Annotated in this window: 29 protein-coding genes, 3 pseudogenes and 1 other annotated feature; of the genes and pseudogenes, 13 read left to right on the forward strand and 19 right to left on the reverse strand. The window is 49.8% G+C overall.

Translation table 11 applies throughout. From position 1 onward, the window contains the following. Window positions 1–2: 2 nt before the first annotated feature. The 4 genes from hisC to hisL all read right to left on the reverse strand — a co-directional run bounded on the left by hisC (window position 3) and on the right by hisL (window position 3,516). Window positions 3–1,088, reverse strand: a complete 1,086-nt coding sequence (gene hisC, locus MPHASIOC01_RS03345; protein WP_064600150.1) for a histidinol-phosphate transaminase — start codon at window positions 1,086–1,088, stop codon at window positions 3–5. A 10-nt stretch (window positions 1,089–1,098) separates the two neighbouring features. After that, on the reverse strand, window positions 1,099–2,415 hold the full coding sequence (gene hisD, locus MPHASIOC01_RS03350) for a histidinol dehydrogenase (protein ID WP_353613920.1): 1,317 nt from the start codon (window positions 2,413–2,415) through the stop codon (window positions 1,099–1,101). Window positions 2,416–2,420: 5 nt separating this feature from the next. Continuing rightward, a complete protein-coding gene (gene hisG, locus MPHASIOC01_RS03355; protein WP_064600154.1) occupies window positions 2,421–3,320 on the reverse strand; it encodes an ATP phosphoribosyltransferase in 900 nt (299 codons plus the stop codon). A gap of 45 nt (window positions 3,321–3,365) precedes the next feature. After that, window positions 3,366–3,490 (reverse strand) — a sequence feature (His leader region). Beyond that, entirely contained in the window at window positions 3,466–3,516 is a 51-nt protein-coding gene (gene hisL, locus MPHASIOC01_RS03360; protein ID WP_110025554.1) for a his operon leader peptide, read from the reverse strand. (Overlaps the previous feature by 25 nt.) Window positions 3,517–3,838: 322 nt before the next feature. Between hisL and MPHASIOC01_RS03365 the strand changes: the two genes are divergently transcribed. Further along, a complete protein-coding gene (locus MPHASIOC01_RS03365) occupies window positions 3,839–4,663 on the forward strand; it encodes an SDR family oxidoreductase (protein WP_353613921.1) in 825 nt (274 codons plus the stop codon). Window positions 4,664–5,022: 359 nt separating this feature from the next. After that, complete coding sequence (locus MPHASIOC01_RS03370) at window positions 5,023–6,372, forward strand: APC family permease (protein ID WP_064600160.1); 1,350 nt, start codon at window positions 5,023–5,025, stop codon at window positions 6,370–6,372. Between the two features lie 88 nt (window positions 6,373–6,460). Here MPHASIOC01_RS03370 and sbcB read toward each other — a convergent pair whose 3' ends face one another. Beyond that, window positions 6,461–7,894 carry an exodeoxyribonuclease I gene (sbcB, locus tag MPHASIOC01_RS03375; RefSeq protein WP_353613922.1) on the reverse strand — a complete coding sequence of 478 codons (1,434 nt, stop codon included), beginning with the start codon at window positions 7,892–7,894 and terminating at the stop codon, window positions 6,461–6,463. A gap of 175 nt (window positions 7,895–8,069) precedes the next feature. On the opposite strand from sbcB, the gene MPHASIOC01_RS03380 reads away from it, so the two are divergent. Continuing rightward, window positions 8,070–9,251 (forward strand): integrase arm-type DNA-binding domain-containing protein, encoded by a 1,182-nt coding sequence (locus tag MPHASIOC01_RS03380; protein WP_353613923.1) that lies wholly within the window; start codon window positions 8,070–8,072, stop codon window positions 9,249–9,251. On the opposite strand, the gene MPHASIOC01_RS03385 is transcribed toward MPHASIOC01_RS03380, so the two are convergent. The 14 genes and pseudogenes from MPHASIOC01_RS03385 to MPHASIOC01_RS03450 all read right to left on the reverse strand — a co-directional run bounded on the left by MPHASIOC01_RS03385 (window position 9,232) and on the right by MPHASIOC01_RS03450 (window position 15,035). Next, window positions 9,232–9,423, reverse strand: a complete 192-nt coding sequence (locus MPHASIOC01_RS03385) for an AlpA family phage regulatory protein (RefSeq protein WP_353613924.1) — start codon at window positions 9,421–9,423, stop codon at window positions 9,232–9,234. The two genes, MPHASIOC01_RS03380 and MPHASIOC01_RS03385, sit on opposite strands and share 20 nt — an antisense overlap. 41 nt (window positions 9,424–9,464) lie before the next feature. Then, a complete protein-coding gene (locus tag MPHASIOC01_RS03390) occupies window positions 9,465–9,812 on the reverse strand; it encodes a hypothetical protein (protein ID WP_353613925.1) in 348 nt (115 codons plus the stop codon). Further along, a pseudogene (locus MPHASIOC01_RS03395) lies at window positions 9,809–9,985 on the reverse strand (ATPase); the annotation flags it as partial. The gene MPHASIOC01_RS03390 and the pseudogene MPHASIOC01_RS03395, both read right to left, overlap by 4 nt. Before the next feature lie 93 nt (window positions 9,986–10,078). Then, window positions 10,079–10,270 (reverse strand): annotated as a pseudogene (locus MPHASIOC01_RS03400) (hypothetical protein); the annotation flags it as partial. Further along, a pseudogene (locus MPHASIOC01_RS03405) lies at window positions 10,259–10,414 on the reverse strand (ead/Ea22-like family protein); the annotation flags it as partial. The pseudogenes MPHASIOC01_RS03400 and MPHASIOC01_RS03405, both read right to left, overlap by 12 nt. A gap of 23 nt (window positions 10,415–10,437) precedes the next feature. After that, window positions 10,438–10,662 (reverse strand): hypothetical protein, encoded by a 225-nt coding sequence (locus tag MPHASIOC01_RS03410; RefSeq protein ID WP_353613926.1) that lies wholly within the window; start codon window positions 10,660–10,662, stop codon window positions 10,438–10,440. Continuing rightward, the gene (locus tag MPHASIOC01_RS03415; RefSeq protein ID WP_405027763.1) at window positions 10,659–11,465 is read right to left on the reverse strand and encodes a transcriptional regulator; all 807 of its coding nucleotides are present in this window, start codon (window positions 11,463–11,465) and stop codon (window positions 10,659–10,661) included. Before MPHASIOC01_RS03415 ends, MPHASIOC01_RS03410 begins: the two co-directional genes overlap by 4 nt. Before the next feature lie 43 nt (window positions 11,466–11,508). After that, entirely contained in the window at window positions 11,509–12,090 is a 582-nt protein-coding gene (locus MPHASIOC01_RS03420) for a hypothetical protein (protein WP_353613928.1), read from the reverse strand. Further along, window positions 12,090–12,506 (reverse strand): hypothetical protein, encoded by a 417-nt coding sequence (locus tag MPHASIOC01_RS03425; protein ID WP_353613929.1) that lies wholly within the window; start codon window positions 12,504–12,506, stop codon window positions 12,090–12,092. Before MPHASIOC01_RS03425 ends, MPHASIOC01_RS03420 begins: the two co-directional genes overlap by 1 nt. Before the next feature lie 230 nt (window positions 12,507–12,736). Continuing rightward, window positions 12,737–12,934, reverse strand: coding sequence for a hypothetical protein (locus MPHASIOC01_RS03430; RefSeq protein WP_353613930.1), 198 nt, complete (start codon window positions 12,932–12,934; stop codon window positions 12,737–12,739). After that, entirely contained in the window at window positions 12,931–13,287 is a 357-nt protein-coding gene (locus MPHASIOC01_RS03435) for a hypothetical protein (protein WP_353613931.1), read from the reverse strand. Before MPHASIOC01_RS03435 ends, MPHASIOC01_RS03430 begins: the two co-directional genes overlap by 4 nt. Window positions 13,288–13,384: 97 nt before the next feature. Beyond that, window positions 13,385–13,771 (reverse strand): S24 family peptidase, encoded by a 387-nt coding sequence (locus tag MPHASIOC01_RS03440; RefSeq protein WP_353613932.1) that lies wholly within the window; start codon window positions 13,769–13,771, stop codon window positions 13,385–13,387. Between the two features lie 68 nt (window positions 13,772–13,839). After that, complete coding sequence (locus MPHASIOC01_RS03445; RefSeq protein ID WP_353613933.1) at window positions 13,840–14,133, reverse strand: hypothetical protein; 294 nt, start codon at window positions 14,131–14,133, stop codon at window positions 13,840–13,842. A 200-nt stretch (window positions 14,134–14,333) separates the two neighbouring features. Next, entirely contained in the window at window positions 14,334–15,035 is a 702-nt protein-coding gene (locus tag MPHASIOC01_RS03450; RefSeq protein ID WP_353613934.1) for a LexA family transcriptional regulator, read from the reverse strand. 106 nt (window positions 15,036–15,141) lie between these two features. Here MPHASIOC01_RS03450 and MPHASIOC01_RS03455 point away from each other — a divergent pair, with 106 nt between their 5' ends. The 10 genes from MPHASIOC01_RS03455 to MPHASIOC01_RS03500 all read left to right on the forward strand — a co-directional run bounded on the left by MPHASIOC01_RS03455 (window position 15,142) and on the right by MPHASIOC01_RS03500 (window position 21,511). Beyond that, window positions 15,142–15,354, forward strand: coding sequence for a Cro/CI family transcriptional regulator (locus tag MPHASIOC01_RS03455; RefSeq protein WP_353613935.1), 213 nt, complete (start codon window positions 15,142–15,144; stop codon window positions 15,352–15,354). Next, complete coding sequence (locus MPHASIOC01_RS03460) at window positions 15,338–15,625, forward strand: hypothetical protein (protein ID WP_353613936.1); 288 nt, start codon at window positions 15,338–15,340, stop codon at window positions 15,623–15,625. The genes MPHASIOC01_RS03455 and MPHASIOC01_RS03460 overlap by 17 nt, the downstream gene beginning before the upstream one ends. A 373-nt stretch (window positions 15,626–15,998) precedes the next feature. Next, the gene (locus MPHASIOC01_RS03465) at window positions 15,999–17,570 is read left to right on the forward strand and encodes a DEAD/DEAH box helicase (RefSeq protein ID WP_405027764.1); all 1,572 of its coding nucleotides are present in this window, start codon (window positions 15,999–16,001) and stop codon (window positions 17,568–17,570) included. Further along, window positions 17,567–18,541: a toprim domain-containing protein gene (locus MPHASIOC01_RS03470; protein WP_353613938.1), complete on the forward strand. Its 975-nt coding sequence runs from the start codon at window positions 17,567–17,569 to the stop codon at window positions 18,539–18,541. Before MPHASIOC01_RS03465 ends, MPHASIOC01_RS03470 begins: the two co-directional genes overlap by 4 nt. Continuing rightward, window positions 18,541–18,948, forward strand: coding sequence for an antiterminator Q family protein (locus MPHASIOC01_RS03475; RefSeq protein WP_353613939.1), 408 nt, complete (start codon window positions 18,541–18,543; stop codon window positions 18,946–18,948). The genes MPHASIOC01_RS03470 and MPHASIOC01_RS03475 overlap by 1 nt, the downstream gene beginning before the upstream one ends. Before the next feature lie 730 nt (window positions 18,949–19,678). Next, window positions 19,679–19,993 (forward strand): phage holin family protein, encoded by a 315-nt coding sequence (locus MPHASIOC01_RS03480; protein ID WP_353613940.1) that lies wholly within the window; start codon window positions 19,679–19,681, stop codon window positions 19,991–19,993. Next, window positions 19,983–20,432, forward strand: coding sequence for a lysozyme (locus tag MPHASIOC01_RS03485; protein WP_353613941.1), 450 nt, complete (start codon window positions 19,983–19,985; stop codon window positions 20,430–20,432). Before MPHASIOC01_RS03480 ends, MPHASIOC01_RS03485 begins: the two co-directional genes overlap by 11 nt. Then, a complete protein-coding gene (locus tag MPHASIOC01_RS03490; RefSeq protein WP_353613942.1) occupies window positions 20,433–20,765 on the forward strand; it encodes a hypothetical protein in 333 nt (110 codons plus the stop codon). Then, window positions 20,762–21,058, forward strand: a complete 297-nt coding sequence (locus MPHASIOC01_RS03495; protein WP_353613943.1) for a hypothetical protein — start codon at window positions 20,762–20,764, stop codon at window positions 21,056–21,058. Before MPHASIOC01_RS03490 ends, MPHASIOC01_RS03495 begins: the two co-directional genes overlap by 4 nt. 144 nt (window positions 21,059–21,202) lie before the next feature. Further along, complete coding sequence (locus MPHASIOC01_RS03500; RefSeq protein WP_353613944.1) at window positions 21,203–21,511, forward strand: hypothetical protein; 309 nt, start codon at window positions 21,203–21,205, stop codon at window positions 21,509–21,511. Window positions 21,512–21,553: the final 42 nt, after the last annotated feature.

Genomic DNA, 21,553 nt, shown 5'->3' on the forward strand with positions numbered 1-21,553 from the left:
ACTTACTCCGCTGTGATGCTGGCTGACAATGCGTACAGTGCGGCCACAACACGCTGGCATTCTGCTTCAGTGCCAATGGTGATGCGCAGGCAACCGCCAAGACCAGGTTGTTTACTCTGGTCACGTAAAATAATGCCTTGATCCCACAGGGATTTAAAGACAACACTGCACTCACTTAACTTGAATAACACATAGTTTGTGTCAGAAGGGTAGACCTGTTCCACGCCAGGCAGCGCCTGCAATGCACTGACCAGTTCGCGCCGGTTGCGTAAAATTTCTGCCACCCGGCCACGCATGGCGGTTAAACCCGCTTCACTTAATGCCTGGGCTGCAATATCAGCAACCGGCGTGCTCAGAGGATAAGGCGCAATAACTTTTAACAGCAGGTCGATAACCGGTTTGTTGGCGAGCGTAAAGCCGCAGCGTAACCCGGCCAGAGCAAATGCTTTTGACAGAGTGCGCAGCACAACCAGGTGTGGGTAATCCTTTAACCAGGAGGTCAGAGTGGCTTGTGGGCAAAACTCAATATAGGCTTCATCGGCAACCACAATGGCGCGGTCACGGGTCATTTCCAGCAGCGATTTCAGGTCTTCCGGGTTAATCACCTGGCCGGTCGGGTTGTTCGGGCTGCACACAAACACCACTTTCACGCCATCCAGTTGTGCCTGCATGGCGGGCAGGTCAAGCTGCCAGTTGGCGAGGGCCGGAACTTTGCGGCATTCCACACCAATGGTTTCCGCACTCACACTGTACATGCCATAGGTGGGTGGGCAAATCATAATGGCGTCCTGGCCGGGTTCACAAAATGCCCGCACCACCAGTTCAATACCTTCATCGGCTCCGCGGTTAACCAGAACCTGGTCTTTATTCAGCCCGGCGTAAGCGGCATAGCGGGTGATAACCGCTTCAGGTTGGCATTCCGGGTAACGGTTCAGGGTTTGCTGAGTCAGTTCGAAAGGTACCGCTGTAGGGTATTCGTTGGCATTCAGCCAGACATCACCTTTGCCACCTAAGCGGCGGGCTGACTGGTAAGGTGTTAACTGGCGAACATTTTCGCGTGCCAGTGCTTCAATAGACTTGCTGCTCATTGTGTTTCCCTCAACCCTGTTTGTTGTTTTGCGCCAGTGCGGCAACACGCAATGTCACGGCATTTTTGTGTGCGGTTAATTGTTCCGCTGCGGCAAGCGTTTCAATGGTTTGCGCCAGGCTGGCAAACCCTTGCGGCGACAGTTCCTGCACTGTCATACGTTTTTGAAAATCTGCCAGGCCAAGGCTTGAGCAGGTGGCGGTATAACCGTATGTGGGCAACACATGGTTGGTTCCGGATGCATAATCGCCGGCAGATTCTGGTGACCAGTCGCCCAGGAATACTGAACCGGCGCTGGTGATGTCATTAACCAGGCTGCGTGCTTCGCGGGTTTGAATAATTAAATGTTCCGGGCCATATAAATTGGATATTTCCACGCACTGGGCAAGGTCGCGCGCTACAATCAGGCGGCTTGCAGACAACGCCTGGCGTGCAGTTTCTGCCCGCGGCAATTCAGCCAACTGGCGCTCAACCGCTTGCGCCACACGGCTTGCGATATCACGGTCGGGTGTCAGCAAAATGACTTGTGAATCCGGGCCGTGTTCTGCCTGAGAAAGCAGGTCAGAGGCAACAAAATCCGGGTTGGCGCCGCTGTCGGCAATCACCAGCACTTCTGAAGGCCCGGCAGGCATATCAATGGCTGCACCATCAAGCCGTTGGCTGACCTGGCGTTTGGCTTCGGTAACAAACGCGTTGCCCGGGCCAAAAATTTTATCCACCGCAGGCACAGTTTCGGTACCGAATGCCAGCGCGGCAATGGCCTGCGCCCCACCGGCCTGGAAGACTTCTTTCACCCCACACAGGCGCGCAGCATAGAGTATTTCATCAGCAATTGGCGGCGGGGAACACAACACCACACGGCGGCAACCGGCAATACGTGCCGGGGTTGCCAGCATTAATACTGTTGAAAACAGGGGCGCTGAACCACCAGGAATGTAGAGGCCAACCGCCGCAACCGGGCGGGTGACTTGCTGGCAACGCACGCCTGGCAATGTTTCGATATCTACCGTTGCCAGTTGCTGGGCACGGTGGAAGGTTTCAATGTTTTTGACCGCTACAGCCATTGCCTGTTTAACGTCATCGCCCAGGCGTGCCACTGCAGCATCAATCTCAGCTTCGCTGACGCGTAATTCACTGACGGCGGTTTTGTCAAAGCGGGCGCTGTATTCGCGCAAGGCTTCATCACCACGATTTTTGACGTTATCGAGGATTTCGCTCACGGTGCGGGTGATGCTGTCAGAGGCAGAAATTGCCGGGCGCATCAACAGTGCGCGCTGTTGTTCAGCATCGCACGTATTCCAGTCAATCAGGGTATCGAAGCGGCTCATGGTCATTACTCCATCATTTTTTCAATGGGCAGGACGAGAATGGAGCTGGCACCCAGCACTTTCAGTTTTTCCATGGTTTCCCAGAACAGGGTTTCGCTGCTGACCATGTGCATAGCAACACGTTGTTTGTCACCAGCCAGCGGCAGAATGGTGGGGCGCTCAGCACCTGGCAGCAGGGCAATCACTTCTTCCAGACGGTCGCTTGGCGCATGCATCATGATGTACTTGGATTCACGAGCCTGAATCACACCCTGAATACGGGTCATCAGGCGGTCAATTAACTGTTGTTTGGCGCTGTCCATTTCGCCATCACGCTGAATCAGGCAGGCTTTGGAGCGGTAAATCACTTCCACTTCACGCAGGCCGTTTGCTTCAAGCGTCGCCCCGGTAGACACGAGGTCACAAATCGCATCAGCAAGGCCGGCTCGCGGAGCAACTTCAACGGAACCATTCAGTAAACAGGATTTGAACTGAATGTTTTTTTGGTCGAGATAACGTTTGAGCAGGTGCGGATAAGAAGTGGCGATACGTTTGTTATTCAGGGCAGCCGGGCCATCCCAGGCTTCATCAACCGGCAGGGCCAGTGAGAGGCGGCAACCACCGAAATCGAGGCGGCGCAGTGTGAAGTAACGTGGGTCTTCACCTTGTGCCCGGCGAGTCAGCAGTTCTTCTTCCAGCACATTCTCACCAATAATCCCCAGGTCAACAACGCCATCCATAATCAGGCCCGGGATATCGTCATCGCGTACACGCAGAATATCGACAGGCATATTCTCAGCCAGCGCTATCAGGCGTTGTGTGTGCAGATTCACTTTAATGCCGCAACGGGCGAGCAGTTCGCGTGAATCATCACTTAAACGGCCTGATTTTTGAATAGCTATGCGTAAACGTGAATTATCTAACATTATGTTGTTACCTCTTAACCTGTTTAACTCTGCCCGAAAAACGTAATAAAAAAGCCCCCGGAAGTGCGACCTTCCGGGGGCTTTTCATTGCGTTCATGCACCACTGGAAGATCTGAATGTCTTCCAGCACACATCGCCTGAAAGACTAGTCAGGATGATGGTGATGATGGTGGTGTTTAAATTGAACGCTTTTCATAAAATTCTCTGTATGAATGACTATTCATTAAGTGGTTCTTACCGTAAACCAGGTTAAGGGCTGAACGCAAGCCCTTTTTTTACAAGATTAAGAACTTTCATTTTCATCCTGACATTGTTGGTAACCGGAGACAGGCGTAGCGTAGTACTATGATTAATCCAACGGCAGGATTAAGCCAACGGGCAGGATTAAGCTGGCAGGGGAGTTAAGCAATATGAGCCGGGTAACTGGCTCAGTGGTAACATTGCACAACAAGCTGGTGGGCTTATCAGGAAAACCCTGATTAATACCTAAGATGTGAACACCGTTAAGGAGAGCAGGCATGAAAAAGGTCGCCATTGTTGGTCTGGGCTGGCTGGGAATGCCTTTGGCATTGTCACTTATGGCGCAAGGGTGGGAAGTGAAGGGCAGTAAAACATCACAGGATGGCGTGGAAGCAGCGCGCATGTGTGGTGTCAGTTGCTGCAAACTCCAACTTGAGCCTGAATTAACCTGCGATAACGATGCGCTGGATGAATTACTGGATGTCGATGCGCTGGTCATTACGTTACCAGCCCGGCGAACAGGAACGGGGGATAATTTCTACCTCAGGGCAGTCCAGGAACTGGTAGACAGTGCTCTGGCGCGCCATGTACCCCGTATTTTGTTAACCAGCTCAACTTCGGTATACGGCGAAGTTGATGGCAGTGTTAAAGAAAGCACGCCGTTAAACCCGTCTACGGCAAGTGGCAAGGCGTTACAGGAGCTTGAACGCTGGTTGCATAATTTGCCCGGGACTTCGGTGGACATCTTACGCCTCGCAGGCCTGGTGGGGCCACAACGTCACCCAGGTCGTTTTCTGGCCGGGAAAACGGTATCAGGTGGCAACAATGTGGTAAATCTGGTGCATCTGGAAGATGTGGTGGCGGCAATCAGCCTGTTATTGCAGGCCCCTAAAGGTGGGCATATCTATAACCTCTGCGCACCCTCGCACCCAACCAAACGCGAGTATTACCCCATGATGGCTGAAAAGCTGGGTGTGGCCGGGCCGGTATTTACTGATGAACCGGGGCAACCTGGTGGCAAGAAAGTAGACGGAAACCGGATTTGCAATGAACTGGGGTTTGAATACCTCTGGCCGGACCCGTTTGTTATGCCGGTAGAGTAATCTTAAGAGCTTTTAAAGCCATTTATTATCATTGTGTTACAGTTGTATTGGCAGCGGGGCTGTAACCCGAGAAACACATCCCTGAACTGAATGTGCGCTTTCATTCATATCAGTACCTGGTCAGCTTGATTTTACACTCCGCAATGTGCAGAATACGCGCCCTGTAAAAAGATGATTAACCGACGTTTCTTTCACGTCGGTTATTTTTTGCATAAAAAAACACTCCGTTTAAATAAGAGGCCGGGCTTCGTTCCGGATAGATAGTCACTTTCAGATTTCGACCGTCGTGTCGCTCAAGGATACCAATATGGGGCAATTTATTGCTTTTGCGATGGTTCACGCCGTAAGAGGTAACGCTCATGTCGCATAACGTCACTCCAGGTGCAACCCCTCGTGTGGGCTTGCGTAAAACGCTTACCCTGATCCCTGTAATTATGATGGGTCTGGCGTATATGCAGCCTATGACCCTGTTTGATACGTTTGGTATCGTATCGGCGAAAACCGATGGTCACGTCGCCACGGCTTATGCCTTTGCATTAATTGCTATTCTGTTTACTGCGCTGAGCTATGGCAAACTGGTGCGCCGCTTCCCATCTGCGGGCAGTGCCTATACCTATGCGCAAAAGTCTATCAGCCCGGTGGTTGGGTTCATGGTGGGCTGGTCTTCACTGCTGGATTATCTGTTTATGCCGATGATCAACATCCTGCTGGCGAAGATCTATTTTGAAGCGCTGGTGCCCAGTATTCCTTCCTGGATTTTTGTTGTGCTGTTGGTCGGTTTTATGACGATATCCAACCTGCGCAGTATTAAGGCTGTCGCTAACTTTAATACTGTGATTGTCACGCTCCAACTGTCGCTGATGGCGGTAATCACCGGGGTATTAATTTATGGTGTATTCCACGGCCAGGGGGCAGGTACACTGGCAAGTAGCCAGCCTTTCTGGAATAGCAATGCGCACGTAGTGCCCATGATTACCGGCGCCACGATTCTGTGCTTCTCTTTCCTGGGCTTCGACGGTATCAGTTCACTGTCTGAAGAAACCAAAGATGCTGACCGCGTCATTCCGAAAGCGATTTTTCTGACTGCGCTGATTGGCGGTGTGGTGTTTATCGTGGTGTCTTACTTCCTGCAGCTGTGGTTCCCGCGTATCGCTGAAGAGGCGACACAGCCAGATATTATGCTGGCAGTTGCTGGTAAAGGCTTCCAGTTTGGTGTGGTTGTGTTCTCTACGGTGACCGTACTGGCATCGGGAATGGCCGCGCATGCCGGGGTTTCTCGCCTGATGTATGTGATGGGGCGTGATGGCGCATTCCCTTCGCGCTTCTTCGGTTACCTTCACCCGGTATGGCGTACACCGGCAATGAACGTCCTGTTAGTGGGCGCCATTGCACTTTTAGCGATTAAATTCGATCTGGAAACCGCAACCGCGTTAATTAACTTTGGTGCGCTGGTGGCGTTTACCTTTGTTAACCTGTCGGTTATTTCACAGTTCTGGATCCGTGAAAAACGCAACAAGACACTGAAAGACCACTTCCAGTACCTGGTTCTGCCTGTACTGGGTGCGCTTACTGTTGGGGCGCTGTGGGTAAATCTGGAAGAAAGCTCTATGATCCTCGGCCTGATTTGGGCGGCAGCCGGTCTGGTTTATCTGGCCTGCGTGACCCGTGTCTTCCGTAATCCAGTGCCGCAATACGAAGATATTGCCTGAGATTAACCTGACTCAACTGTAATAATAAACGGCCCCAGAATTGTTGCTCTGGGGCCGTTATTGTTTACGAGTTGCCCTGCCTGAACTATCAGTTCACCAGTTCCTGCACATATTGGTAGAGTGCTTTCAGCAGTTGCTGTTTGTCTGTCTGGCCTTCGTACTGTTGCCAGAGTTGTGCCAGCTCACTGGCATAATTCTCCAGGTTTTCTGGGGAGAATACCTCGCGGCGATGTGCCAGCCAGCGCTGTTGTTCGGCTTCATCCAGTGTGCCGGGGAAGTTGCGCGCGCGGTAGTTAAACAACAGTTTTTCAATTCTTGGGTCGCCAAAAGTAATATCCAGCGCCGGTAAATTTTTCGGCTCGGTTTCCTGAATAATCTTCATGCCATTACGGTCTGCATCACTGAAAAAGCCGTTGTAGAGTTGGGCATCAACATTTTCTGGCGGAGTAAAGGGCTCCGCTCCGGCAAACAATAACACCACTTTCTCCCGCACGTCCGGGTTGGCCTGAAGCAGGCGCAGGTTTGCCAGGCACAACTCCCGGTCAACATTCAGCCGTTGTGCATCTTCCGGGCGTAATGTACGCGCCTGCGCCAGTACCGGGCATTTATTCAGGTGTACCAGTTTAACCGGCACAGGCAGGTTATCGCCCAGTTCTGCTTTCGGCGTATATAACCTCTCACGCAGGGTATCGGCATCCAGTTCCAGCAGTGGCGAAACATCCGCGGCCAGGTCCACCACAATTACGGCGTTGCGGTTATCCGGGTGCCATGCCAGTGGCGCCACCCAACTGGTATTACCCCGGCTGGCACCAAACATACCGGAAACATGTACCAGAGGGGCCATTTTCGGAATATCAATCAGCGTCATCAGCTTTTGCTTGCTGCGGTACTGCCACAGGTAATCAAACAGCCGTGGCTGATGTTTTTTCACCAGTTGTGCCATGGCGATAGTTGCCCAGACATCAGCCATGGCATCGTGCGCATTACTGTGTTCAATACCATTGGCGACAGTCAGGTGCTCCAGGCGGAAACTGGGCAGCCCATCTTCATTCTCTGGCCAGTTGATGCCTTCCGGGCGCAGGGCATAACAGGCGCGCATCACATCCAGCAAATCCCAGCGTGAATTGCCGTTTTGCCAGCTCCAGGCATACGGGTCATAAAAATTACGGTAGAAAATATTACGGGTGACTTCATCATCAAAACGTACATTGTTGTAGCCCACAATACAGGTCTTTGGCACGGTGAAAATATCGTGAATACGCCGGGCGAATTGCGCTTCATTTTCACCTTGTTCCCGCGCCTGCTGTGGTGTAATCCCGGTAACCATTACTGCTCCGGGTTGAGGCAGGTAGTCATCCGCTGGCTGGCAGAAGAACACTTCCGGTTCACCAATGGGGTTGAAATCGCTGTCTGTGCGTATTGCTGCGAACTGCGCTGGCTTGTCCAGCGCCGGGTGCGTGCCGAAGGTTTCGTAATCATGAAAGAGGAATGTGCTATGTATGCTATCGTTTTTAACTGTCACCTGATGTACACGCCTGATGTTGTATGTAACTGATTTTAAGTGTTTTGATCGCTATATTTGTCTTTAAGTGATTGCTGTTGTACTCATCTGAATATTGTTGTTTACGTTTGTACATGCCATATTGAGTACAAATTGAGTACATAAACCATAAAATAAGTGAGTACAAAAAACTAAAATGGCGATCAGTGACACTAAGCTTCGTTCCATATATGGTAAACCATATTCCGGTCCATCTGAAATTACTGATTCTGATGGGCTCGGTATACGCATCACGCCAAAGGGCATTATCAACTTTCAGTTCCGCTTTCGATGGGACGGGAAACAGCATCGCCTCGGGCTTGGTCGTTACCCAGCTATAACCCTTCGCGATGCCCGCAACATGGTTGCAGATTTAAGAGAGTCCGTCGATAAAGGAATTGATCCGCGCTCATTGTCCGTGGGCAGGAAAGCACAAAAAAAGCCAACTGTTAAAGACTGCCTGGACTACTGGGAGAAGAACTATGTTGACGTAGCGCTTCGTGAAAAAACACGAGCTCTTTACCGTTCGACAGTCATCAAGCACATGAGCAATGCCTTTTCTGGCGTTCCGATTGAAGATATCCCCGTCCGGTTGTGGGTAGAACGCTTCACAGCAGAAGAACGTATTAATCCGCGTCGTGCCCGCCAACTATTAGTGCAACTTCGTTCTGCCATTGGATGGTGTACCAGAAGGCAATTCATAAACTCAGCGGAGCTTATGTTACTGCAGCCGAAAGATGTCGGGATAAAAGCTGCAGTCGGTGAGGTTACTCTCAGCTACAACCAACTGGCGAAGATCTGGCTGGCCATTGAGCGGAGCAGAGGCTCAACCTCTAACAAGTTGCTTCACCAGTTGCTCATGCTTTATGCCGCAAGAAATAGCGAACTACGCCAGGCCATCTCTAATGAATTTGATAGAGAGGAAGGGATTTGGACGGTGCCAGCAGAGAAAAGTAAAACAAATCGTATCATACGGCGCCCAATATTCGGGGCGGCTGATGATTTGATTAAGAAGGCTGAAATGACATACGGGAATATTCTTTTTCCAGGACCAAATCTGAAAAAATCCATGACTATTGCTGGTGCAAACAGATATCTCGGCAGGATTGAAGCTTCACTTGGTATCGGTAAGTTTTCTGCGCATGATTTCAGGCGTACTATGGCTACGAGGTTGTCGGAGGAAGGTGTCGCCCCGCACGTAATTGAAAAGATGCTGGGGCATGAACTGGGCGGCGTACTTTCTGTTTATAACAAGCATGACTGGATTGCTGAACAGAAAGCCGCCTATGAGTTGTACGCTGAAAAAATATTTTGGCACATCAGGAAGATTTCTGGTTAATGCCGCCGTTTAAAATCCACGCCTCCACTTCAGACTGTAGATACTGTTTGGGGTGGGTGCGGATCGGCTTCGGGAAGTTATGATGCTTGGTGTACTTCCAGATAGTCATACGAGAAGAAACCCTAATCATCTGCATTACTTCTTTTTCATTAATCATTTCAATATCAACCATACTCACCTCACACTCAGACCACGCTGGTGGCCCGGTGGCTTTCAAAATTCATGCTGACTTGCCGTGTTTTCCATCTTTTCTGTTGCCAGACGAGCGCAACGCTCAAAAGAGGATGGCGTAACGATTTTTCGAAGCTCTGCAATCAAGTACCGATCATGGTTATGCATATTGCGCACTTTCTCCTGCTGGCGCAGAACCGCCAGGCGGGCAGTAATGATCCGGCGCTTAGCTTTCACTGCTCGCAAAGCTGTTTCGGCTTTTCCCCGCCTGGTTGATTGGTCGAGTTGCTGCTCGATGCTCAACTGCGCCTGTTCCGCGTTAACCAGTTGCTCAAGGCAGGTGCTGATATCACCGAGATTTTCGGTATCAATAAATATTTTCTTCATCATTTCACCTTCACTTCGATACGAGCAATACAGCAATCCCGCTCGATGGCTTCCTTTACCCAGCGCTTATATGCCTCCGGATGGAAAACCTCGCTTTTGCCGCAGCCGCTCCAGAATGCTTTTGAGCTTGTGTCTGGTAGCGTGATGGTCAACAGCTTACCATAGGTGACATCGTTAACCGTCGCCTGAACAGGTATTGCCGTCGGCATCGGAGGCGGCGGCAGAAAATCTGTTGCACCTGTTGAGCCTGGCACTGGCAGTGGTGGAACACCCAGCATCTCACGCATTTCGTTCATCCCGGCATCATGCTCAGCGCGCTGTTCTGGCGTCATGGCCTCAAGTTCTGCATAACGCTCTGCACGCCGCTGGAGGAAATTAAGCATCAGCCTGGTTTTTACGCCTTTACCAAACCGCATGCCTGGTTCAAACAGAACAGGGCAGGGAAGTGTTTCTGGGTAATCCACCAGCTCGCTCTCAAGCGGAGATAATTCCGGCACCGTCGTACCAAACAACGCAGCCAGTGCACGGTAATTCTGCTCACTGTGATAACGGCCCTTGCAGCGCACCAGCTTTTCAGCGGCAGTGGCTACTTTTTCCAACCAATCTCGTTGACGGGTTTGTTTAGTGTTCATCGTGCCGCCTCCCGTAAAACATTTTTATAGGCGCGGATGACGCGCGCTGTTGGGCCAGAGATAACCGTCTTCATCAGGAAAAATCCACTCCGGTTTGCGATGGTTCCCGGTGCCAGTAAGAGGGCGGTATCAACTGCCCGTTTATGGCGTCTAAATTCGAACACGGTACTCGTGACAGTCACGGTGGCCACCGCGCCTTTATCGTTGAATTCGATTTTCATGGCATGAGGTCCTTGTCTGCTGGTGGTACCACTTTGCGAAGCACAAAACCACCAAACTCAGGATGCTGCCAGCGCTTGTGCTTACCGTTGGGGCTTGTTGACTCTTCCAGCATCGTCTGAAAGGCATTGATAAAGGCTTCACGCTGGACGCAAAGGCCACGTACACCAGGCAGTTGCCTGGTGGGAAGGTTGGCAAACTGGATCAGGCGTCGGCAGGAGGGGTCGGAAAGGCCGGTCTCCCACGACACTTTGTGCACTGGTAAAAACTCAGTAGCTGTGTTAGTTGGTTCGGTAGTGAAGTGTTTCTGTGGTGCAACAGATTCAACCGAAACAGCAGTATTGATGTGGACGACAGCCTGGATACCCGATGTTTCCAGAATCGTTTTCATCATTGCTGACGCTGTAGATTCTGTAACTGCACGGGCCAGGGCTACAAAGTCAGGGTTAATTACCGACTGCTGTGTATATGAATACGGCAGGGCTTCGCCTGATTCGAGCTCACGCCAGCGATCTACAATCTGAGCAGTGAGTTCCGGGCGAAGTTGTGCCACAACCACGATACTGTCACGCTTGCCGTTTTCACCCCCAAAGCTATAAACTTCATCCTTAACGGTAATACCTAAGTTATTGATTCTTTCGATAAACGCCAATGGCGGTCGTTGGATAATGTTACGCTCAGACAGTCTTTCGATGCTGCGTTTAACATCACCATGGCGACTACCTACCAGGTCTGCAATATCCTGGCTGGTCATTGATGCCTTATCGTTATTTTCGTGCAAAGCAAGAAGGTCGAATTGTTTCATTCCGGGTTTTTCAGTTGCAGGTAATTTATTCATCATTTTCCCCTTAGTGCATAACCGGCATGTCTGGCATACCGTCGGTCTGAATTTGCTCAATAAAGCTGTCATGGAGTATGTTTAAGCTCTCCCGACCAAAAGCTGACAATGCGAACCCTTTATCCGGATGAACTTTCACCATGTCCTGATACATGCGCAGCGCCAGCGGCAACCCTTCTTCACGTCCGTATTTTTCGATAGCGATGGACTCAACATGATTCGCGAGAGCAAAACGAACTGGCCCGGGATAGATGCTGATAGCCCCGCTTTCGCCGGAATAGATAACGGCCGTATCAATGCCGCCTTCATCGTTCGGAACCTTAACGGTACCGTTCTTCTCCTGCTCTTCTGAGAGGAATATGGACACGACCAGCCAGCGCCACACAATGATTTGCTTTTCAATGCTGAGCACAATCCAGTTGCTTTCCACCGCTTCCATTATGCAGGCCAACATATCCAGGCCTTTCGACAGGTTCCTGTCATAACGGCCGTTATCAAGCTCGCGGATAGCGGCGGAGTAGCCAATAACTCTGTTTCCAGACAACCGAATACCGGTTGATGTTGGTTCCGGTGCCAAATCGTTGTCATTCATCAGCGAACCCCCGTTGGTTTACTGGCCTGAAGCTCAGCCTGCTCTTTCACATAGCGGTCATGCATGGCATCCCATTTCGCCAGCCACTTCTGCGCTTCACGTTTGCTGGAAATGATACGGCGCAACCGGCGAACGGTACGCTGGTGGGCGAGGTAGTAATTAACCGTCACTCCGCCACGCACCCATACTTCACCTTCCGGACGAACTTCGCGCGCATCCGGGTGACGCTGCTCAAAACCAGAACGCCTGAAAGCTTCTGTTGTCATGAAAAAAGCCAGATAGCGGATCGCTGTATCGCGGCTGAAGCATTTCTTTATGCGCCCGTGACGTGCCGCAACAAACAAATCGCCGACAGGCGTGTGGTATTTCTGAAATGCCAGGCCAATGGCGCTGGCTTTGATGCGTTTATCAGTCATTTTCTGTCCTTCACTTTTGAGTAGCGTTCGTGCGACATCACTTCCCAGTGCTGGCCACCGTCCCGGGACAGCAGTCGCCAGCGGCGGTTAACCTTCAGACTCAGGTTTCCGGAGCCATGCATACGGCGCGAATGGACGCGGCCTTTTCGGTACTGGCGGAGAACATGCGCCGCCTGTTCGTGAACCCTCTCAGGGATTCGGATTGCTGTCAGTGCCACAGGAAGCCTCCTCTAATCCGTAACGGGGGTAACAGTCCACCCGGGCTGCCGGGCCAGACCCATAAAGCCATCCAGCGTGGCTATATGGTCATCCAGGTTGATGAGACAATCAGAAATGGCGCGCCCTGTGTAGTTGGTAGGTACGCATACTGTCACCAGACAAATGCAGTGGCGTGCACCGGCGGCCTTGAAAGCGGAGTTGGTAGTCATGCTTTTTCTCCTTGCATCGCTTGGCGCTTTACGAACACGACAAGCTCAGCCACTAGTTCATCAACAATCATCTTTCCGTTCTCAGTGAGAAATTCGCCGCCACCATTTACGTCAACGGCATCCTGGTAAATTTCACGGATAGCCTTATTTTTTTCGGCGATTCCATACTCTCTGGTTATTTCTTTTTCGAAACGGACCAGAAGACCTTCCAGAACAATTTCTGTAAGCTCCAGTGTTGTTATTCCTCCCTTCGGGAGGCTGATAACAATGCAGGTGCTTCCTGTTTTTCGCTGGTGGCGGAGTAATGCCGCTTTTAATATCCGGTGGCGGTAAATAAGAATTAAATTATGCATGTTTATTTTCCGTATGCTTTACGCAGGTACAAAATGGCAATATCCCAGTAGCCATTTAATGCCATTAATTTTGCGGTTTTAAATGCTGATTTATTTTTCATATAAAACGCCTTATTGCCAAAGATGCGACAACCATTCCATGAATGCGCGTATTTTTCCGCTCACTGGAATCAATCGTGAAGGTTTCGTATCGGTGGTTGTCTGAAATAATTTTCAATGTACCATCAGTTAGTGGCTCTACACGTTTGACGAACAGACAACGATGACCGAAAACATCGCGTGATAAAATATAGACACCGGGTGTGAGAACATGTCCGCCACAATCGACAAAAGCCACAATTTCACAAGGCTCGATAGTTGGCTGCATTGAGTCCCCATCCATCCTGCAAGTTTTGACTCTATTTCCAAAGTCATAAATGTTATCGGAATCAGTTAGTATTTGAGGCATTTTAATTGGTTTGTTGACTGCTGGTGCGTTATACATTTTTATTTCCTTAGGTTGAGTTGACCCGCACCGATTAAGGTGTTAATTATTTTGGTAACCAATGGTTATTAATTGGTTGTGAGCATCATTTTTATTTCAGGGTTAGTGTTAATGATTTCTTTAGCATCTTTACAGGCTTCGTCGTATGACTTGAAAAAATCAACGAGAATAAAATAATTATCGATTCGTTTGTAAACCGCAAATTCTATCCCATCGACAAAATTTGTTATAAATTGGTAATTACAACCTTCATCATGAGGTTGTGTAGCATAAAGATAAGACCAATGAGAATTGGCTGATCTAAGCTTGGCGTGAATATCAAATTCCAGACTAGCTTGTTTTGATTGTGAAGTTGTATTCATTTCATTGGCTCCGTTGTTTGCCGTTGAAATAAATATAACCGCTAGTTCTTTTTATGTAAACACCGCAAGTTATATAAAATTAGAATTAGCGGTTATGTTTATGATATGTCTGATATTATTTTTCTTGTTCTGCTCATTAATGAACGAATTTTGGACAAAAAAAAGCCCGGAATAACCGGGCCTGTTAAAATTTTTTACCGTCAAACGAGCATCATTTTTGTTTGTACAGCTACGCCAATAATTCGACAGTTTCCATTCACAGGAACAAGAGGCCATTGCGGGTTAAGCCCCTTCAGATAACGTTGACCACTGTCGATAACTAGTTTCTTGAAGGTGGCTTCATTTGAATCTTCAAGCTTGGCGATTACCAGACTACCGTTAACAGCTTCGCGCCCAGTATCGAAAAGAACATAAGTTCCCTCGGGTATACTAAGCCCCAACGGAGCCGTCATTGAGTCCCCCTCGACATAAAGCCAGAAGCCATTACCCTGGATGTGGGCGTCTGACTCCAACCAAAGATCGACATCCTTCAGTGAGTACGCTTCAACTGCCTCGCGCCATGCCCCCGCCTGAACGCTGCTTAAAACTGGATATCTGTTCCCGGGTTGATAGGTACCAGCAAATGTCACATTTGATTTTGTCAATTGCTGAGCTTCATTGGATAACGATGGGCTAAATTCCTCAACTTTCACATCAAGGATTCCTGCAAGTTCAATAGCACGCTTTAAGTTAAGAGCATTTTTCCCAGACAGGATCTGTGCAACAGCGCTCTGGCTGATCCCCAACTTGTCAGCCAGTGACTCCTGAGAAAGCCCTAGCTCTTTTTTCTTGCGGTCATAAATCGCTTTAAGCCTTTCTGCATCAAGTAACTGTTCTTCAGTTAGCGGTTTTTTTTTCATCAAAAATCTCCTTTATGAGTGGAAATTATCACCGCTAGGAATATTAATCAATAACCGGCGGTGTTGCAATGAAAAGAACTAGCGGTTATATTCTTGACAGGAGGAGCTTATGAAAAAAATCACACTAAAAGAATTTGCGGAACAAGTCGGGCAAGTTAATGCTGCTATAAGGCTTGGCGTCAGGCAAAGTGCAGTTAGTAAAGCATTGAGATATAGAAGAAATATATTCGTTACTGTGCATGATGACGGCTCTGTTGAGGCAGAAGAAATCAAGCCATTCCCCACGCAGAGAGGCGACGTTTCAAATGTGGCTGGAGCGTGACTTTTTACCTTCTGCATTTTGCCAGGCAGATAGTGAATGGATACGTGAGCAACTGAACCAGCTAAGACCATCAGCAAGACAAAAAGCAATGCAGAAGTACGCAGAGGTTTACCAAGAGACATATGACACCGAACCGGTTTCTTTTCGCAAGGAGAACAGGGCAAGGCATGAAGCCAATGTGAGGCTTCGCAGGTTCATTGAAACACACGGGCGGGCAATTCAGGGCTACACGGTCCAGCCACCTCTGGCAGGAACACAAAAGCGTACCTGACGAGACCGGGCTTAAAGGTGCCTGGTTTCAGTCTGGCTTAACGCTGTCAACTGCTGATGAAGCTGGAACCACCTACTTACTTTTTTATGTCTTATTGTACTAGATAGCTAGTACATGAATAAGGGAGAGGTAAGAGGGGGGTAAGGGGGGAGATCGGAGAGGGATGGGAATAGGCCTTTTCCAGAAGGCAGCTCCATTGGTTAGGTAGGTGCTGATCTCAGAGATATAACCCAAAAACACCGTTGTACTAGCAAGGTAGTGCACGGATAGGCGGGTATGAAACTGGGAAATGTTTTTCCTGGAAGAGTGAAACGTGAAGGGGTTGATAATGCTGAACATCACACCAAATTTTGCACAGGAACGCGCGCTCAACATGCTGCGCCGTGACTGGAAGGCGTATGAATCTTTCATGATGTATATGCCGACTGGTAGCGGCAAAACCGGGCTGGCTGCTTTTGTTGCTGCTGGTCTGGTAAGCCGTGGTATGCGCGTTCTGTTTGTCGCCCCTTATACCATCCTGATCAATCAGACTGCACAGCGCTTTGCTCAATATGGCCTTCCGGAAGACCAGATCAGTTTTATCTGGCGTGACCATCCTAACTATGACCCCAGCCTGCAGATCCAGATTGCCAGCGCCGACACGCTGATCCGCCGGGAATTCCCGCAGGATATCGATCTGCTGATTATCGATGAGGCCCACCTGCGCAAACGCCGCATTCTGAAAGAAATTGAGCGGATCACCTCGGAAACCAAAGCGAAGGTTATCGGCCTGTCGGGAACCCCGTTTTCACCTTTTCTGGGAAATTACTACCAGCGCCTGATAAAGCCGACCACTATCGGCGAGCTTATCCAGCGCGGCGATCTGAGTAATTACGAGTTTTACGCGCCAACAAAGCCGGATCTGAAAGGCGTTAAAACTAAAGCATCGATGGAGTATGGCAACGACTACGACGAAGCGCAGCTGGCGGAGATTATGTGCGGCTCTGATCTGGTGGGCGATATTGTCGATAACTGGTTGCGTAATGGCCGGGACCTTCCGACGGTTGCGTTCTGCGTCAATAAGGCCCATGCCAATTACGTCACGATACAGTTCAACAAAGCAGGCGTGAATGCTGAGGTTATGGTTGCTGAAACACCACACGCAGAACGCCAGTTGATAATCCATCGTTTTGAAACTGGCGCGACAAAAATCATTGTCAGCGTCGGCGTGCTGGTAGCTGGCTTCGACAGTGATGTTCGCTGCGTCATCTACGCCCGTCCGACGAAAAGTGAAATTCGCTGGCTGCAGGCGCTGGGGCGCGGCCTTCGTACAGCCCCGGGAAAAGATGCCTGTCTGATTTTCGATCATAGCGGCACCGTCCACCGCCTGGGGTTTCCTGATGCTATTGAGTACAACGACCTTCCATCCAAAAACGATGGCATGAAAGAGGCCGCTTCCCGCACGGCTGAGGATCGGGAGGAAAAGCTTCCGAAGGAATGCCCTGAATGCCATTTCATGAAGCCTGCAGCCGTGTACGTTTGCCCGAAATGCGGCTTTAAGCCGCTGGTTGGTGAGGATGTGGAAACCGACACCCAGCGGAATATCAAACAGCTCAAAAAGGGTGAAAAGGTTTACACAAAATCGGACAAACAGTCCTGGTGGAGCCAGATCAAATTCTATCAACGCCAGCGCACTTCTATGGGCAAACCCATCAGTGACGGATGGTGTGCACATACATTTCGCGAAAAATTCGACGAATGGCCCAATGGATTGAACGATTTTCCGATGGAAATTACCCCTGAGGTAAACAACTACATCAAACACAAACTTATCAAATTTGCCAGGGGGCGTGAAAAGTCTGGCGGCCAGCCGGATGAACACACCGACAACACCACAAACCGGATCATCAACGCCAGAAATCAGGTTGCTAACATACGTAGTATTCTGGGGAGAAGAACAGAGTGAAGACAGCTGAAGCGGCGAAAGGCCGCTGGTCCGAAATATTTGAGCATTACGGCCTGCCACCAGTCACCGGGAAAAATCACTACAAAGGAGAGTGCCCTGTATGCAGCGCGCGCGGTAAGTTCCGTATAGACGATCGCGATGGTGCCGGTACATGGATCTGCGTATGCGGCAGCGGTGACGGCATGAAGTTGCTTTCAGCCACGCAGACTAATAAAACCTTTTCGGCACTCTGCGCCGAGGTGGATCAGCTCATTGGTAATGACTACCAGCGCGAAAAAATCCCTGCCCACAGTTCCGCCGCGAAGCTGCGCCAGCGCACAATCAGCAAATTCGCGAAGCTGCTGCCATTGTATGGCACACCGGGTGCCGGATATCTGCGGCAGCGCGGTATCAACAAATTACCCGCTGATGCGATTAAATTCTGTGAAAGACAGCGCCACGCGGGCCGGGTTTACCACGCTCTTTACGCCCTCGCCACAGACGATAAAGGGGAGCTGTGCTATCTCCACCGCACCTTACTGGAGGGTGAGCAAAAAGCACCGCTGGGAGAAAGCGCCAAACGGCAAAAATCCCTTCAAGAAGACAACTATCTCGAATATGCCCGTTCTGTTGCCATTCGCATGTTTCCTGTTTCTTCAACACTGGGGATAGCTGAGGGCATCGAAACGGCGCTGTCCTGTTATCAGATCTACGGCGTTAATACTTGGGCTGTGATGAACAGCAATTTCATGAAGAAATTCCGCGCGCCGGCAGGAGTAAAACACTTGGTTATTTTTGCTGATATGGACAAATACTCTGCCACCGGTCAGGCGGCTGCGTTCGAGAGTGCCCACGCCAATCTCATGGCGAAAAATGACCTCATTAAAGTCAGCATCCGCTGGCCTGATAACGGAGATTTCAACGACATGCTGATGAACGGTGATCAGGTTCGTGAGCAGGTTTTTTATAAAAAGCAGAGAGAGGCGGCATAATGCGAGACATCCAACAGGTATTAGAACGCTGGGGAGCGTGGGCAGCCAATAATCATGAAGATGTTGCCTGGTCACCGATTGCCGCTGGATTTAAAGGACTTCTTCCGTCCAGGGTAAAATCACGGACACAATGTTGTGATGATGATGCCATGGTTGTCTGCGGGTGCATCGCCAGGCTAAACAAAAACAACCGCGATTTGCATGATCTGCTGGTGGATTATTACGTGATGGGAATGACGTTTATGGCACTGGCCCGCAAGCATGGCTGCTCTGATGGTCATATCGGTAAAAAGCTACAGAAAGCGGAGGGCGTTGTTGAAGGCATGCTAATGATGCTCGATGTCCGGCTTGAGATGGACAGATATGTTTCCCGTGAGCCTGAATCCAGGCTGGCGGCGAGCACATAAAAAAGTTTACGTACGTAAAAAACCGGATATCCTGTTAAGAGTGGTTACTTCGCCACACCGCTTAACACTGAAACCCTGCCAGCAATGGTGGGGTTTTCTCGTTTCTGGAGGGCACCAATCATGCGACAGTAAAACGGACAGACCGCACATACAAGCTACAGTCATGATGTGGCCCCGAGTCTCCGCGTAGAGAGCCAGCTTTGCATCTGGTGAGGGTTAATAAGAAAAGAAGCACCGGCGTAGCAGCGTGATAGCCAATCATGCACTGGTTATGGCTAACGGGGAACAAAGTTGAACCGGGGTTACTGACCCAAGGGCATGGGCGTGGCCACTACGGTTAGTGGCAAAGAATTTATAGCCATTAGTTAATCCAGTGGCTTTTTATTTGCAGTGAAAGAGCAGATAGGATTAAAAATCCTGCCATGATCGGTTCTGGTAATACCTGGGTCGTGAAGTGTGAGATCGGCGCACACTACTGCAATCAATCTATTCGCCTCACACAATGAGTCGAATAATCCAGATAAAGGCCTCACCGGTAGACGGCTCATAACCCAATCTCCCGGGCGCTTGCGCAGAGGCCGCCAAATCCCACTACCTTAGGGACCTTTCCCCCTGGTTGGGTAGGCCACACAACAATCATTTCCCTCATTCCATGTAGCGCATTGTGTTGTGCTGGCCTTTTTTATTCCTTTTCTAACTTACACACAGCCTCCAGCGTGAGGTAGAGATTATGAAAATGCAGAATAACGATCCAAACAGCTCGGAGGTAGTTACCTGGCTGGTTGTCGGCTTTCTGGCCTGCTGGGGTGGTTTAGTCCGATATCTGATTGATATCAAGCAAAGTCGGGCCGTGTGGAGTTGGGCTAATGCCGCTGCACAAATTGTGGTTTCAGGTTTTGCCGGGGTAATGATGGGACTTGTCACTATGCAAAGTGGTGCAAGTCTTTACTGGACATGGGCTGGTGCAGGCGTGAGCGGTGCCATGGGTTCGATTGCCATTACATATTTGTGGGGTCGAGTTTCTGGAGGCGGAAATGCAAATTGATGAAATCGGACTTAATCTGATTAAAAGCTTTGAGGGATGTCGCCTTACATCGTATCAGGACTCTGTTGGTGTATGGACAATTGGATATGGTTCAACTTACCCGGTTGATGGAAAAAAAATCGGGCCAGGCATGAAAATTGACCAGGAAACTGCAGAGCGTCTTTTGCGTGGTGATGTTGTTCAGTTTGAGCAGGCAGTAAACAAACTGGTCAAGGTGAAGTTAACCCAGGGACAGTTTGACGCGCTGGTGAGTTTTTCATACAACCTGGGAACCCGATCATTAAGTACATCAACCCTTCTGAGAAAACTTAACTCTGGCGACTATAAAGGCGCTGCAGATGAATTTCCAAAATGGTGCCGGGCCGGTGGACAAATACTGGGTGGGCTGGTTCGTCGGCGCAATGCAGAACGTGAGCTTTTTCTGACGGGGATTGCGTAAATGACTCTTCTATTATGGTTCGTCGCGTTTTTGTTGGCTGTAATCGCATTGCTGCTGATTCGTAAATACACATCACTGGATTTTGTCGGCCATGCGCATTTACTGCATAAAACATGGTCTGTGCGACTTAACGCACTGGCGTTTACGATTGGTGGCTGGCTGGTGGCTTTTCCAGATGCTGCTATGCATGCCTGGGCGATATTGCCACCGGATATTAAATCCATTCTGCCACCCAACATCATGCAGATTATCAGTTATGTCCTGATTGGCGCTTCGGTACTGTCTCAGTACGTCAGGCAAAACAAACTGAATCCCCCGGAGGAACCGCAATGACCGCACTTATCGCGTTATTCACGGGGGCTAAAAGTTTTCTGCTGGTTACTCTTGGCGGCATCATTGCAGTTGGTCTTGCTTATTTTTCTGGCCGCAAAAGCGGATCGGTACAGACAAAGGCGGCTGATGATGTTGAGGCGGCGAAAGAAGAAACCCAACAGGCTCAACAGGTCGTAAAAACCCAGGCTGAAATCAGCAAGGTGGCAAACGATGTTAAAACAGAAAATGCTTCTGTCAGCGATGCTGCTGCTCGCGACCGGATGCGCAAATCAAAATACAACTCCGACGATTAAGTACGTCACCGTCGATTCCTCCTGCACTGCTTTCCAGCCCATCATCACCCACGGCAAAGACGCCGACGTAATGGACGTTCGTACCGTTCGCGCCATCAATGCGCATAACGATACGTGGGACAAGTTGTGCGGGGACAAGACCAAATGAACATCCTGAAACGGGCCTTTATCTGGCTCTTAACTAAACATGAGAAAAAGACCATGACCGATCAAGTATTAGATGTATCAGCGCAACCCCAGCCCGTTGCTGAAAATACTGAACCTGCTGCTCAAGTGCAGACAGAAACAAAAGAACCCGGACAGGATGAGCAGGCGGCACAGGAGCAACCTTCCCCATTCGCTGCTCTGAAAGCCTCTTTTGAAGCAAAAATCCAGTTTATCGAATCAGGTATTGCCACTTTGGGCTCTGACGCCGAAAAAGAACTGGTAGCGCTGGCTGAAAAGTATCTGTAACACCACATCAAAAAAAACGGCCTCGTATAGCGGGGCTTTTTT

This window comes from Mangrovibacter phragmitis (assembly GCF_040429585.1).
Classification (GTDB): domain Bacteria; phylum Pseudomonadota; class Gammaproteobacteria; order Enterobacterales; family Enterobacteriaceae; genus Mangrovibacter; species Mangrovibacter phragmitis.